This is a genomic window from Actinoplanes sp. NPDC021490 (assembly GCF_055562135.1).
The window spans coordinates 126,386-139,380 of the sequence record NZ_JBVHFW010000019.1 but is presented as its reverse complement, the minus strand read 5'-3'; the positions used below and the strand labels follow the sequence as shown (position 1 = coordinate 139,380).

At 70.1% G+C, this 12,995-nt stretch carries 13 protein-coding genes; 3 read left to right on the top strand and 10 right to left on the bottom strand.

Annotation, left to right across the window (positions count from 1 at the left end; genetic code table 11):
• Positions 1-45: 45 nt before the first annotated feature.
• From ACZ3I4_RS38135 to ACZ3I4_RS38120, 4 genes are all read right to left on the bottom strand, one after another.
• A complete protein-coding gene (locus ACZ3I4_RS38135) occupies positions 46-1,488 on the bottom strand; it encodes an MFS transporter (RefSeq protein WP_465386977.1) in 1,443 nt (480 codons plus the stop codon).
• A 50-nt stretch (positions 1,489-1,538) separates the two neighbouring features.
• Positions 1,539-2,564, bottom strand: coding sequence for a threonine aldolase family protein (locus ACZ3I4_RS38130; RefSeq protein WP_465386976.1), 1,026 nt, complete (start codon positions 2,562-2,564; stop codon positions 1,539-1,541).
• Positions 2,557-3,963: a class II 3-deoxy-7-phosphoheptulonate synthase gene (locus tag ACZ3I4_RS38125; protein ID WP_465386975.1), complete on the bottom strand. Its 1,407-nt coding sequence runs from the start codon at positions 3,961-3,963 to the stop codon at positions 2,557-2,559. The genes ACZ3I4_RS38130 and ACZ3I4_RS38125 overlap by 8 nt, the downstream gene beginning before the upstream one ends.
• A gap of 74 nt (positions 3,964-4,037) precedes the next feature.
• On the bottom strand, positions 4,038-5,531 hold the full coding sequence (locus tag ACZ3I4_RS38120; RefSeq protein WP_465386974.1) for a glycosyl hydrolase family 18 protein: 1,494 nt from the start codon (positions 5,529-5,531) through the stop codon (positions 4,038-4,040).
• A gap of 218 nt (positions 5,532-5,749) precedes the next feature.
• Here ACZ3I4_RS38120 and ACZ3I4_RS38115 point away from each other — a divergent pair, with 218 nt between their 5' ends.
• Complete coding sequence (locus tag ACZ3I4_RS38115) at positions 5,750-6,427, top strand: DUF429 domain-containing protein (RefSeq protein ID WP_465386973.1); 678 nt, start codon at positions 5,750-5,752, stop codon at positions 6,425-6,427.
• Here the strand turns inward: ACZ3I4_RS38115 and proC are convergent.
• From proC to ACZ3I4_RS38090, 5 genes are all read right to left on the bottom strand, one after another.
• The gene (proC, locus tag ACZ3I4_RS38110; RefSeq protein WP_465386972.1) at positions 6,414-7,241 is read right to left on the bottom strand and encodes a pyrroline-5-carboxylate reductase; all 828 of its coding nucleotides are present in this window, start codon (positions 7,239-7,241) and stop codon (positions 6,414-6,416) included. The two genes, ACZ3I4_RS38115 and proC, sit on opposite strands and share 14 nt — an antisense overlap.
• A gap of 63 nt (positions 7,242-7,304) precedes the next feature.
• Positions 7,305-8,333: a 6-phosphofructokinase gene (locus tag ACZ3I4_RS38105; RefSeq protein WP_465386971.1), complete on the bottom strand. Its 1,029-nt coding sequence runs from the start codon at positions 8,331-8,333 to the stop codon at positions 7,305-7,307.
• A gap of 145 nt (positions 8,334-8,478) precedes the next feature.
• Positions 8,479-8,976: a pyridoxamine 5'-phosphate oxidase family protein gene (locus ACZ3I4_RS38100; RefSeq protein WP_465386970.1), complete on the bottom strand. Its 498-nt coding sequence runs from the start codon at positions 8,974-8,976 to the stop codon at positions 8,479-8,481.
• Between the two features lie 41 nt (positions 8,977-9,017).
• A complete protein-coding gene (locus ACZ3I4_RS38095) occupies positions 9,018-9,506 on the bottom strand; it encodes a polyadenylate-specific 3'-exoribonuclease AS (protein WP_465386969.1) in 489 nt (162 codons plus the stop codon).
• 22 nt (positions 9,507-9,528) lie between these two features.
• Positions 9,529-10,383, bottom strand: a complete 855-nt coding sequence (locus ACZ3I4_RS38090) for a phosphotransferase enzyme family protein (protein WP_465386968.1) — start codon at positions 10,381-10,383, stop codon at positions 9,529-9,531.
• 277 nt (positions 10,384-10,660) lie between these two features.
• Here ACZ3I4_RS38090 and ACZ3I4_RS38085 point away from each other — a divergent pair, with 277 nt between their 5' ends.
• Positions 10,661-11,341, top strand: a complete 681-nt coding sequence (locus ACZ3I4_RS38085) for a Crp/Fnr family transcriptional regulator (RefSeq protein ID WP_465387063.1) — start codon at positions 10,661-10,663, stop codon at positions 11,339-11,341.
• Here ACZ3I4_RS38085 and ACZ3I4_RS38080 read toward each other — a convergent pair.
• Positions 11,292-12,023: a lysophospholipid acyltransferase family protein gene (locus ACZ3I4_RS38080; protein WP_465386967.1), complete on the bottom strand. Its 732-nt coding sequence runs from the start codon at positions 12,021-12,023 to the stop codon at positions 11,292-11,294. The genes ACZ3I4_RS38085 and ACZ3I4_RS38080 overlap by 50 nt on opposite strands.
• A 129-nt stretch (positions 12,024-12,152) precedes the next feature.
• On the opposite strand from ACZ3I4_RS38080, the gene ACZ3I4_RS38075 reads away from it, so the two are divergent.
• On the top strand, positions 12,153-12,974 hold the full coding sequence (locus tag ACZ3I4_RS38075) for a DUF308 domain-containing protein (protein WP_465386966.1): 822 nt from the start codon (positions 12,153-12,155) through the stop codon (positions 12,972-12,974).
• Positions 12,975-12,995: the final 21 nt, after the last annotated feature.

The following is a 12,995-nucleotide window of genomic DNA, read 5'->3' as shown; positions in this document are numbered from 1 at the left end:
GGCCGCCCACGGGGGTCGCGGGCGGCAGCCGCCGGAGGCGGAGTGCTAACCCGGTGCGGTTGAGCACTCGACGAGGCGTACGTCTGCGGTCCGATTCTGATCTTTGGTTCGGAGGGCGAACGCGGTGATCAGCAGGGCGGTCAGCACGAAGCCGGACGCCACCAGGAAGGCCAGGGTGTAGCCGGCGTGCAGGGCCTCGGCCTCGGGACGACCGGCCAGCGACGCGGTGCGGCCGGCGGCCAGAGCGGCCAGCAGCGAGAGGCCGAGCGCGCCGCCCGCCTGCTGCGCGGTGTTGCTGAAACCGGAGACCATGCCGGTGTCGGCCGGCGCGGCGCCGGCCATGGCCAGCATGATGATCGCCGGGACCGTGACGCCGACGCCGAGACCCATGACGATCAGGGCGGGCAGCATGTCGGTCGCGTAGGACGGCTCGACCGGCAGGCGCCAGAGCAGCAGCAGACCGGCGAAGAGCAGGATCAGACCGGCCATCAGCACCGGGCGCGGGCCGAACCGGCCGGTCAGGCGGGGTGCGGCAAACAGGGAGACCAGGCCGATAACGATCGGGGTGGGCAGGAAGGCCAGGCCGGTGCCGAGCGCGTCGAAGCCCATCACCCGCTGCACGAACAGCGCGTTCATGAACTGGAAGCCCATGCCGGTGGCGAACACCAGCACGACGGCCGCGTTGGCGGTCAGCAGCCAGCGGCGGCTCAGGATCGTCAGGGGGATCAGCGGGCGGCGGGCCAGGCGCTGCCGCAGCAGGAAACCGAGGATCATCAGGACGGCGATCGCCCCGGTCACGGCCGCGGTGGGTCCGGCTTCCGGTTCCCCCGTACGCACGATCGCGTACACGCCGAGCGACAGGCCCCCGGTGATCAGCAGGGCGCCCGGCACGTCGAGCCCCCGGGCCGGCCCGAGCCCGGCCTCGCGGGGCAGCAGACGGCGGCCGAGGACCCACACGGCGATGCCGATCGGCACGTTGATCAGGAAGATCACCGGCCAGCCGAGCGCGTCGGTGAGCATGCCGCCCAGCACGAACCCGGCCGCCGCCCCGCCGGCCTGGGTGAAGCTGTAGATGCCCATCGCCCGGGCCTGCGCCTCGGGCTCGGGGAACAGCCGCACGATCATGCCGATGACGACGGCCGCCGCCAGCGCGCCCCCGGCCCCCTGCACGAACCGCCCGGCGATCAGCATCCCCGCCGTACTCGCGAAGCCGCAGAGCAGGCTGGCCACGGTGAACAGGGCCAGCCCGGCCAGGAACACCCGCCAGGCGCCGATCAGGTCACCGAGCCGCCCGGCCAGCAGGAGCAGTCCCGCGAACGCGACCAGGTACCCGTTCACCACCCAGGACACCCCGGCGGCGGTGAAGCCCAGGTCGCGCTGAATGTCGGGAACGGCGACGGCGACGATCGTGCTGTCCAGAACGATCATCAGGGACATCGCGCACAGCACCGCGAGGGCGGACGCACGACGGGTCACGGAAGGACTCATGGCCCGACCGTAACAGATAATCCGTTAGCGGACTATCTCGAAGCAACTCATCATGCGCCCTGCAGGAGTCCGCCCAGCACGACGATCGCCTGGTCGATGGCCTCGTCGTCGACGTCGAGGTGGGTGACCACGCGCGCGATGTCGGGCAGCATCGGGGAGATGTGCACGCCCTGCTTCGCGGCCAGGGCGGCCAGCGTCGGCGAGTCGAGCGACGACTTGGACAGGTCGAGCGGCACCAGGTTGGTGCGGACCCGGGCCGGGTCGACCACTCCCAGCGGGGCCAGGGCCTCGGCCAGCTTGCGGGCCCGGGCGTGGTCGTCGGCCAGGCGCTCGATGTGGTTGTCCAGCGCGTACCGGCCGGCCGCGGCGAGGATGCCGACCTGGCGCATGCCGCCGCCCATCCGCTTGCGGATCACCCGGGCCTGGGCCATCCGTTCGCGGCTGCCGACGATCAGCGAGCCGACCGGGGCGCCGAGACCCTTGGAGAGGCAGACCGAGAGCGTGTCGAACAGCGCGCCGTAGGTGGCCAGCGGCACCCCGTCGGCGACGTGCGCGTGCCAGATCCGGGCGCCGTCACAGTGGAGTCCGACGCTCGACCGGTCGGCCAGCTCCCGCAGGGCTTGCAGAACGTCGAGCGGCACGACGGAACCGCCGCCCAGGTTGTGGGTCTGCTCGACGGCGATGGCCCGGGTCGGCACCGACGGATAGCCGACCGGCCGGATCATCGCGGCGATCTGCTCGACGTCGAGATCGGCGCCGACCGACGGCCACGTGCGGGTCGAGATGCCGCCGAGGGCCGCGGCCGCCCCCAGCTCGTACGTGACGACGTGCGCATCGCCTCCGGCCAGCAGTTCGGAGCCCGGCTGCACGTGGAGCTGCAGCGCGATCTGGTTGGCCATCGAGCCCGACGGGGCGAACAGCGCCGCCTCGTGGCCGAACAGCTCGGCGACGTACGCCTCGAGGTCGTTGACCGTCGGGTCGTCGCCGAAGACGTCGTCACCGACGGGGGCGGACGCCATGGCCTGCCGCATCTCGGCGGTGGGCCGGGTGACCGTGTCGGATCGAAGATCAACCACGAAGCATCTCCGCTACCAGGAAGGCGAGCTCGAGGCTCTGCTGGGTGTTCAGCCGGGGGTCGCAAGCCGTCTCGTAGCGGCCCGGCAGGTCGAGGTCCTCGATGCCCTGCGCGCCGCCCAGGCACTCGGTGACGTCCTCGCCGGTCAGCTCGATGTGGATGCCGCCGGGGTGGGTGCCCAGGCCACGGTGCACCTCGAAGTAGCCGAGCACCTCGTCGACGATGCGGTCGAAGTGGCGGGTCTTGTATCCGTTGGACGACTCGTGGGTGTTGCCGTGCATCGGGTCGCACTGCCAGACGACCTTGGCCCCGGTGGCGTGCACCTTCTCGACGATCGGCGGCAGCGCGTCGCGGACCCGGCCGTTGCCCATCCGGCTGATCAGCGTGAGCCGGCCCGGGATGTTGTTCGGGTTGAGCTTCTCGCACAGCTCGATCGCCGTCTCGGGCGAGGTGCCGGGGCCGAGCTTCACGCCGATCGGGTTGGCGATGCGGCTGATGAAGTCGATGTGCGCGTGGTCGAGCTGCCGGGTGCGCTCGCCGATCCACAGGAAATGACCACTGAGCCCGTACGCCCGTCCGTCGCTGACCCGGGTCAGGGCGCGGTCGTACTCCAGCGCCAGCGCCTCGTGCGAGCAGTACAGGCTGACCGTGCGCAGGGCCTCGTTGTCGGTCATGCCGCAGGCCCGGATGAAGTCGAGGGCGCGGTCGATCTCGCGGGCGATGGCCTCGTAACGCTCCCCGGCCGGCGAGGCGCGCACGAAGTCCTTGTTCCAGTCGTGCAGCCCGTGCAGGTCGGCCAGGCCGCCCGCCAGGTAGGCCCGCAGCATGTTCATCGCCGCGGCCGAGTTCGCGTACGCCCGGATCATGCGCTGCGGGTCGGCGACGCGGGCCGACTCGTTGGCGTCGAGCGAGTTGATCAGATCGCCCCGGTAGGCCGGGAGGCCGAGCGAGTCGGTCGGCGCCGAGCGGGGCTTGGTGTACTGCCCGGCGACGCGCGCGACCTTCACCACCGGCATCGAGGCCCCGTACGTCAGCACGACCGCCATCTGCAGCAAGGTGCGCGCGTTGGCGAGCAGGTGACTCTCGGTGTTGTCGGTGAACGTCTCGGCGCAGTCGCCGCCCTGGAGCAGGAACGCCCGGCCCTCACACACGTCGGCCAGCTTGACCCGCAGCTGGTCGACCTCGTAGGGCGCCACGATGGACGGCACGTTGTCGAGCACCTGGCAGACCGAGGCGACCTCGTCCATGTCGGCCCACGGCGGCATCTGGACCCGCGGCATGGTGCGCCAGCGGTCGAGGCCCAGAGCCTCGTCCTCGGCCGAGTCGGTGGACGGGCGGGAGGTCTGCAGGGCCGGGTTGCCCACCCCCGGGTAGCTGAGCTGATGCCACTCTCGCTGCATGAGGGAAAGCGTACGGAAGCGGGGCACCAGCCTTGCGGCCGGTGCCCCGCTTCCTTACTGAGGAGGGGCAGAGATCAGAGGTTGTTCTTGATCGCGGTGATCAGCTCGCCGTTGCTGGTGTCACCGGAGAACTCCCAGAAGAAGGTGCCGGCGAGACCCTGCTGCTTCACGTAGTTCATCTTCCCGGCGATGGTCGACGGGGTGTCGTAGCTCCACCAGTTGCTGCCGCACTTGGCGTACGCGGTGCCGCCGACCGTGCCCGTGACCGGGCAGCTGTTCTTGAGCACCTTGTAGTCCTCGATGCCGGCCTCGTAGGTGCCGGGGGCGGCGCCGGTCGCGGAACCACCCGGTGCGGCCTGCGTGACACCTGTCCAGCCGCGGCCGTAGAAGCCGACGCCGAGCAGGATCTTGTTGGCCGGGACGCCCTTGCTCTTCAGCTTCTGGATCGCGGCGTCGGAGTTGAAGCCCGCGGTCGGGATGCCGGAGTACGAGGTGAGCGGCGAGTGCGGGGCGGTCGGGCCCTGCGGGGCGAACGCGCCGAAGTAGTCGTAGGTCATCGGGAAGACCAGGTTCAGCTTCGAGATGCCCGACGCGTAGTCGGCCACGTCCAGCTTGCCACCGTTCGAGCCGTCCGCCGTGATCGCCGAGGTGATCGTGAAGTTCTGGCCGAACTTGGTGCGCAGCGCGGAGATCACGTTGTTGTACGAGGCCGGGCCGGACGCGTCGCAGCTCAGGCCACAGGCGTTCGGGTACTCCCAGTCGATGTCGATGCCGTCGAAGACGTCCGACCACCGGGGGTCCTTGACCAGGTTGTAGCAGGAGTTGGCGAACGCGGTCGGGTTGGCCGCGGCCTGGGTGAAGCCGCCGGACCAGGTCCAGCCGCCGAACGACCAGATCACCTTGATGTTCGGGTACGCCTTCTTGAGCTTGCGCAGCTGGTTGAACGAGCCGCGGAGCGCGCCGGCGTCCCAGGTGTCGGCGACGCCGTCCACACTGTTGGCCGCGGTGTAGGCCATGTCGTAGTCGGCGTAGGCGTCGCCGATCGTGCACTGGCCGCCGGTGGTGTTGCCGAACGCGTACAGGATGTGCGAAAGCTTCGCGGCCGAGCCCGAGGTGACCAGGTTCTTCACGAAGTACTGACGGCCGTAGACGCCCCACTGGGCGAAGTAGCCGACGACGTTCTTACCACTGGTGCCGGGCGGGGTGGTCGTCGGCGGCGTGGTCGGAGGCGTCGTGGGGGGTGTCGTCGGGGGCTTGGTCGGCGGGGTAGTGGGGGGCGTGGTCGGAGGCGTGGTGGGGGGTGTCGTACCGCCGCCGCAGACGCCGTTGTCGATCCAGACGTCCCACTGCCCGCTCTTGGTGGCGGGCGACTCGCCCTGGGTCCACCACTTCGCGGTGTAGTTGTGGCCGCTCTGGGAGGCCTGGTTGTCCTTGACGTAAACAGCGGTGGAGGACCACGCGGGGGCACAGGCCGCAGCGGCCGACGCCTGGGTGGCCGGGATCGCAGCGGTGGCAGCCACCACTACGATCGCCGAAACCCAGGTGGCGCGGCGGAGGGATTTCTGCACTGGGGCTCCTCTTTGAACAGTTAGGAAACTTTCCAAAAAGTTCGTTGGAGGAGACCGTAGTCACAGGCATTCATAATCGTCAAGACAGTGTCGAGGGATTACGCAAAGGCTTAACTTTGTCGCACCGACCGCTACGGGGTGCACACTGACGGACACAGCGCGTAGTCTGCGTTCATGACCATCCCCGACGTCGTTGTCCGATTGGCCGCACGCCGCCGATGAGTGTCCGAGTTATAGGTGTCGATGCGTACGCGCTCGGCTGGGTCGGCGTCGAGCTGCGTGACGGCGCGTTCGGCCGGGCCGTGCTGGCCTCCACGCTCTACGAGATAGTCGTCGGCAGCTCCGGCGCCTCGGTGATCGGCGTGGACATCCCGCTGGGCATGCTCCCCGACCGCTGGCGGGCCGCCGACACCCTCGCGGCCGACCAGCTGGGACCGAGGCGCGGCAGCGTGTTCCGGGTGCCGCCGCGCGCGGTCTGGCAGGAGTCCGACTTCACCGCGGCCAACCGGCTCTGCCGCGAGCTGACCGGGGCCGGGCTCAGCCGGCAGTCCTGGGCGCTGCGGCCCAAGCTGCTCGAGGCCAACGCGATCTGGGAGCGGCACCCCGGCCTGCTGTTCGAGGCGCACCCCGAGGTCTCGTTCCGCACCATGGCGGGCGAGCCTCTGCAGTACGCCAAGAAGACCTGGACCGGTCAGGCCCGGCGCCGCGAGCTGCTGGCCCGCAACGGCATCGTGCTGCCCGACCAGATCGGCCCGGCCGGTCAGGCGCCGCCGGACGACATCTTGGACGCGGCCGCCGTGGCCTGGTCGGCCCACCGCATGGCCACCGGGACGGCGCTGAGCCATCCCAGCCCGCCCGAGGAGACCAACGGCTCGAAGATCGCTATTTGGTACTAGGAGCTGTCATCTCGGTGGCGATCTGGCGGGCCCGGTCGCGGGCCGCCTCGAGAGCCGTCAGGAAGGCCGCGCGCAGGCCGTGCTTCTCGAGCTCGCGCAGGGCCGAGGCGGTGGTGCCGCCGGGCGAGGTGACCGACTCGCGCAGGCGGACCGGATGCTCGCCCGAGTCGCGCAGCATCGTCGCGGAGCCGACGGCGGTCTGCACGGCCAGCTCGTGGGCGACGTGGCGGGGCAAGCCGAGGAGGATGCCCGCGTCGACCATGGCCTCCACGAGCAGATAGAAGTACGCCGGACCGGAGCCGGAGAGCGCGGTCACCGCGTCCTGCTGGCCCTCGGGCACGCGCAGGGTGCGGCCGAGCGGCTGGAAGATCTCCTCGGTGATCGCGAGGTGCTCGTCCGTCGCGTACGGCCCCGGGGAGATCGCGGTCATCGCCTGGTCGACCAGGGCGGGGGTGTTGGTCATGACCCGCACGACCGGGATGCCGCCGGGCAGGCGATCGGAGAAGAAGCCGGTCGGCAGGCCGGCGCAGAGCGAGACGACCAGCGTGCCCGGCGGCACCTTCATGCCGAACTCGTCGAGCAGCTTGCCCGCGTCCTGCGGCTTGACGGCGATCAGCAGCACGTCGGCCTGGGTGACGGCGGTCAGGTTGAGCACCGGGCGGATGCCGTAGCGCTCGGCCAGCTCGGCCGCGCGCTCGGGACGGCGGGTGGTGGCCAGCACCTGCTGCGGCGTCCAGCCGGAGCGCAGCAGTCCGGACAGGACCAGCTCGCCGAGCTTGCCCGCGCCGATCACGGCGACACTGTGCTTGGTCATTCCCGCGCCCCTCTGGAAACACATAAGGGGCGACCAGATGGCCGCCCCTTACGAAAGCTCGACCTAGCTGCCGAAGAAGACCTCAGCCTCTTCGTACCGCGACAGCGGCACGGTCTTGAGCTCACCGGTGCCGTCGATCAGCGGCACGCGCACGATGTCGGTGCCCCGCAGCGCCATCATCTTACCGAAATCGCCCTCGTTGACGGCGTCGATCGCCTGCAGGCCGAACCGGGTGGCGAGCACCCGGTCGAACGCCGACGGGGTGCCACCGCGCTGGATGTGACCGAGGACGACGGTGCGCGCCTCCTTGCCGGTCTTCTCCTCCAGCTGCTGGGCGAGCCACTGGCCGATGCCGCCGAGGCGGACGTGGCCGAACGAGTCGAGCTCCTGGTTCTGCAGAGCCATCTGGCCGTCGAGCGGCTGCGCGCCCTCGGCGACCACGACGATCGGCGCGTACTCGACCTGGAAGCGCTTGGTCACATAGGTCGCGACCTGCTCGACGTCGAACTGACGCTCGGGCAGCAGGATCACGTTGGCGCCACCGGCCAGGCCGGCGTGCAGCGCGATCCAGCCGGCGTGCCGGCCCATGACCTCGACGACCAGGGTGCGGTGGTGCGACTCGGCCGTGGTGTGCAGCCGGTCGATGGCCTCCATCGCGATGTTGACCGCGGTGTCGAAGCCGAACGTGAAGTCGGTGGCGTTCAGGTCGTTGTCGATCGTCTTGGGCACGCCGACGACGTTGACGCCCAGATCGTTGAGCTTGGTCGCGACGCCGAGGGTGTCCTCGCCGCCGATCGCCACGAGCGCGTCCACGCCCTGCTCGGCCAGGTTGGCCTTGATCCTCTCGACGCCACCCTCGATCTTGAAGGGGTTGGTGCGCGAGGAGCCCAGGATGGTGCCGCCACGGGGCAGGATGCCGCGGACCTCGGCGATGCCGAGCGGCTTCGTCAGACCCTCGAGCGGGCCCTTCCAGCCGTCGCGGAAGCCGACGAACTCGTGACCGTAAGCGGCGACGCCCTTGCGGACCACCGCCCGGATCACCGCGTTGAGACCGGGGCAGTCGCCGCCGCCGGTGAGCACGCCGATACGCATGTTTTGCTCGTCCTCCCTGTATCGGGTATGCGAGAAGCAGATAGCCCGTCGAGCCCCAGGGAGAATTGTCGGCAGCGTTGCCGGTCCGGGGCGGGCCGCGACCCGAACTCTAGTCGCCGCCCACCACCCGGATGCAGCCGCCCCGCTAAAGCCGGACTGTTTCGTTCTCCCCGGCGTCCGGGGTCTTTCCGGTTACGGCGGCCTTGGCGTAGCCGAGCAGCGTCACGACCTTCGAGCTGTGCGCGGCCTCCCAGTACTCGGCGGTGTCGGCGTGCACCTTGACCAGGGTCAGGTTCGGCGTCTCGAGACCGTCCGGGAACCAGGCCTTGAGCGGCGCGCTCCACAGCTCCTTGGCCTTGGCCGGGTCGTCGGTGCGGACGGCCGTGCCGGCCAGCGAGACCCAGTTGTTCTGCTTCTGGTCGCTGAACGACACGTTGACACTCGGGTGGACGGCGATCTGCTCGACCAGGTCGGAGTCGGAGTACGTGAAGAACCACAGGTCGCCGTCGAACTCGACGTCCTGCAGGGCCATCGGGCGGCTGACGTGCTTGCCGTCCGGGGTCATCGTGGTCAGCATGCAGATCCGGGCGTCCGCGATCATGCTCTTGACCTTGTCGCGGCGCTCCTGCTCGATGTCAGTCATACCGGGAATCGTTCCCGGTAAAGAACCGGCCAAACGAGGGCTCAGCCACCCATCGCCCGCCACCGGGCCAGGTTGTGCCGGGCGTCGACCAGCGCGTCGTGCCGGCCCGACATGGTCGGCAGCGGCGGGCGGCCCTTGTCGTCCCAGAGCTGGCGCAGATCCTTGGTGAAGCGCGGGATGTCGCGCGGCAGGGCCGGCATAGCGCCCCACAGCTGGGCCAGCGCGACGTGGTCGTACGCCGCGAACCAGGCCCACAGCTCGATCTGCTCGTCACGGCCCGCGATCGGCTCCTTGAGGAACGCGTACAGGTCGTCGCGGATCCGCTCGCGCGAGCGCCAGGCCTTGTCGGACGGCGAGGGCAGCTTGTCGAGCACGTTGCGCCGCACCCAGGGAATGGCCCGGCTGTCGTCGAACTCCGTGCTGACCGCGTAGAACTCGCGGCCGAACTCGTCGACGACACCGATCGAGACCAGGTCGACCACGCGCCCGTCCTCGATGAATTCGCAGTCGTAAAAATAGCGGTAGCCCATCGGCTCCTATCCTGGACCATGGTCAGCCGGGGGTGGACTCCAGGGCCTCCCGTGCGCGTCGCAGGGCCGCCGGGCTCCCCCGCCGGGCCGCCCGGTCGGCCTTGACCGCCCAGCGCAGTCGCAGCAGCACGGGCAGCGCCGCCTCCAGTTCGCCGGCCTCGACCGGGCCGGCCGCGAGATATCCGTCGAGCAGTTCGTGGGCCCGTGCCACTCCCCCGGCGTAGAGCACAGCCGCGGCCACGTCGTAGACCAGCGGGCCGACCCCGCTGGCCCCGCAGTCGAGCAACCCGGCGCGGCCGGTGCCCGGGTCGAGCACGAAGACGCCGGGCGCGGGGTCGCCGTGCAGGACCCCGTACGTGAGCCGGTCGGTGATGGTCAGCCGGGTGGCGGCGGCGGACGCCTCGGCCACCGCGGCCCGCAGCCACGGCTCGGCGTCCAGGTGGGCGGCCTCGGCGTCGAGCGGCTGCCAGGACCGCAGGCCCGGATGGTGAAAGCCCTGCAGGGCCCGGTGCACGGCACCCAGGCGATCGCCCCACCACTGCTGGTCGACCGGGTCGCGGCCGTCCAGGCGGCGGCCGGGCACCCGGTGCAGCACGGCCAGCGCCCCGGCCTCGGTCTGGGCGGTGAGCCCGCCGGACAGGGTGCGGACGGGCCGGCCGGCCGCGATGTCCCGGCCGCGCAGAAGCTCGGTGGCGGCCAGCCCGGCCTCGACCGGGAGCCGGGCTTCGGCGTCGCACAGCCGGACGACGTACGTGTCCGATCCGGCGATCACCTCCCATCCACGGGACAGCAGCACGTCGTCCAGGGCGGTGATCTCGCTGGGCACGAGATGCCACTCGTCCCGCAGAGTCGATCGAAGAAGTTCGGCATCCGGCACGGCGGGATTATCGCGGCAGAACCGGTAAAAGCGACGGACTGGCTGGGTGATGTCCGAACGAGACCTCAACCCGAGCGACTTTCACTCATGGCATTCAGGTGTTTACAGATAGCGACCAGCGCGACATGATCCTATGAGGCGCCGCCGGTACAGGTGCTGATAAATGGCGCCGGTGGGTTGCTGTGTGCTAAGAGTGATCGTTCGCGTCGCGGGGCCCGGCGCGGCCACTCGCCGACGCGGCCCCCACCGGGGGAGGGATGACGCCGTGGACCATCGCATGCCGGACAACGGCGACGCGCTGACCGGCGTGGAGATGTTCGCCGGCCTGGAGCCGGACGTCCGGCAACGGGTCATCGCCACGGCAGTCCCGCGTACGTACCGCAAAGGACAGATCATCTTCGTCGAGCACGACCCCGGCGAATCACTGATCATTCTCAAGCGTGGCGCCGTGGCCATCTTCCGCACGGCCCCGACCGGGGAACGCGCGGTTCTCACCGTGGTGCGCCCGCCCGACGTGCTCGGCGAGGTGTCCCTTCTGGACGCGTCGGCCCGCAGCGCCTCGGCCGAGGCCATCGAGGACTGCCAGGCGCTCACGCTCTCGCGGTCCGCCTTCATCGACCTGGTGCACGCGAACCCGCGCATCCTCGACGCGGTGATGCGCTCGGTCGGCGCGCTGATCCGCCGCCTGACCGAGCAGAACACCGATCACGTCTTCCTCGACCTGCCCGGACGGGTGGCCAAGACGCTGGTGCGGCTGGCCGGCGAGAGCCAGGCTCCGATGATCACGATCGAGCTCAACCAGAGCCAGCTGGCCGAGATGGCCGGCGGCTCCCGGCAGAGCGTGAATCAGGCGATCGGCTCGTTCGCCAGCCGCGGCTGGCTGCGCACCGAGGGCCGCCGCATCGTGGTCACCGATCTGCAGGCGCTGCGGCGTCGCGCGGGGATGAATGTGAGCTGACCGGGCTCTCGACCGTGGTCTTGAGCTTGCTTGCATACATGTCAACGTATTCGCGGCCGGACATCGCCATGAGTTCGAACATGATCTCGTCGGTGATGGCCCGCTCGACGAAGCGGTCGCCCTTGGCGTCCTGGTAGCGGGAGAAGTCGAGCGGCGCGCCGAACCTCATGCGTACGCGCTTGATCTTGGGAATGAGGGTGCCGGTCGGCTGGATCTCGTCGGTGTTGAGCAGCGCGACCGGAACCACGACGGCCCCGCTCTCGAGCACGAGCCGGGCCACCCCGGTCTTGCCGCGATAGAGCCGGCCGTCGGGCGAGCGCGTGCCCTCGGGATAGATGCCCGCGACGCCGCCCTCGCGCAGCACCCGCAGCAGCGTGTCCAGAGCCGCCTGGGCAGCCTTGCCGCCCGAACGGTCGACCGGAATCGTCCCCGTTCCACTGAAGAACTGGCGCATGAGCCAGCCCTTGATCCCCTTGCCGGTGAAGTACTCCGCTTTCGCGACGAACGTCACCCTACGGTCCACCATCAGGGGTGTGAAGATCGAGTCGGAGAACGACAGATGGTTGCAGGCGAGGATCACCGGCCCGCTGCGGGGCAGGTGGGACAGCCCGCGCACATCGGGACGGAAGAGAAGCTTGAGCACCGGTCCGAGGACCACGTACTTGAGCAGCCAGTAGAACACGGTGTCCTTTCCGGGACGTCCGGGCGTCTAGGAAGCGTACGAAGCGGGACGGCGCGCCACAACGCACTCCCGCAGACTGTCCAAGACGTGTCACCATTCAAGGCACGGTCGGCGAGGGAGTGTGCAGGAGTGACAGCGGGTGGCGCCCGCCGCGGGCGGCGGGACAACGGGCTCGACGCGGCCGATTACGCGGTCGCGGGCGACGTGGATCCGCGCGTCGGCGAACACTTACTCGACGTGCTGGCGGCCGGCGGAATCGCGGCCTACCTGCAGCCCACGGCCGATCTCAATCCCATTCTGCGCGCCACCACTCTGCCCGCGCGGCCGATCGACCGGCTCTATGTCGACCGCATCCACCTCGACGTGGCCCGCGAGCACCTGCACAAGGTGACCGGCGGCGAGCCGCCCATGCCGCCGCCCGCCGACCCGACCGCCGAGCCCGCGAAAAACGTCGATGTCGAGGCCGAGTGGGCCAAGATCGTCGCCGGCTTCCACACCACGGTCGACCCGACCGCCGAGCCGTGGCCGGCCTCCGAGGGCATCGAACGCCCCAAGGAGCCGCCGCGCACGGGCGGGCTGTCCAACGCGGCCGACTTCTCCGGCGTCTCGCTCAACCGGCGGCGCACCGACCCGCCCGCCGAGGACCCCTCGCTGCTCGACGGCCTCGACACGTTCGGCGCCGACCTGCCGGGCGACGAGGACGACGAGGAGGAGCGCTATGTCCCGCCGCCGCCCCCGCCGCTGCCGCGCATCTCGAAGTACGCGGTCCTCGGCGTGCTCGGCGTGGTGGTCGGCTTCCTGCTCTTCATCTTCCCGACCGTGCTGCCGATCGACCGCGACTACGTGACCATGCTCGGCTTCGCGGCGATCGTCGGCGGCGCGGTGACGCTGGTGTGGCGGCTGCGCTCCGGCGACGACGAGGACGACTACGACGACGGCGCTGTGGTCTGACTTTCCGGTGTGAAATGTTCC

What these genes read in the sequence shown, in the direction of transcription:
- proC (WP_465386972.1), bottom strand. Translation starts at nt 7,241, where the DNA reads ATGACCAAGCACAGTGTCGCCGTGATCGGCGCGGGCAAGCTCGGCGAG.
- ACZ3I4_RS38115 (WP_465386973.1), top strand. Translation starts at nt 5,750, where the DNA reads ATGAGTGTCCGAGTTATAGGTGTCGATGCGTACGCGCTCGGCTGGGTC.
- ACZ3I4_RS38095 (WP_465386969.1), bottom strand. Translation starts at nt 9,506, where the DNA reads ATGGGCTACCGCTATTTTTACGACTGCGAATTCATCGAGGACGGGCGC.
- ACZ3I4_RS38100 (WP_465386970.1), bottom strand. Translation starts at nt 8,976, where the DNA reads ATGACTGACATCGAGCAGGAGCGCCGCGACAAGGTCAAGAGCATGATC.
- ACZ3I4_RS38105 (WP_465386971.1), bottom strand. Translation starts at nt 8,333, where the DNA reads ATGCGTATCGGCGTGCTCACCGGCGGCGGCGACTGCCCCGGTCTCAAC.
- ACZ3I4_RS38135 (WP_465386977.1), bottom strand. Translation starts at nt 1,488, where the DNA reads ATGAGTCCTTCCGTGACCCGTCGTGCGTCCGCCCTCGCGGTGCTGTGC.
- ACZ3I4_RS38085 (WP_465387063.1), top strand. Translation starts at nt 10,661, where the DNA reads ATGCCGGACAACGGCGACGCGCTGACCGGCGTGGAGATGTTCGCCGGC.
- ACZ3I4_RS38125 (WP_465386975.1), bottom strand. Translation starts at nt 3,963, where the DNA reads ATGCAGCGAGAGTGGCATCAGCTCAGCTACCCGGGGGTGGGCAACCCG.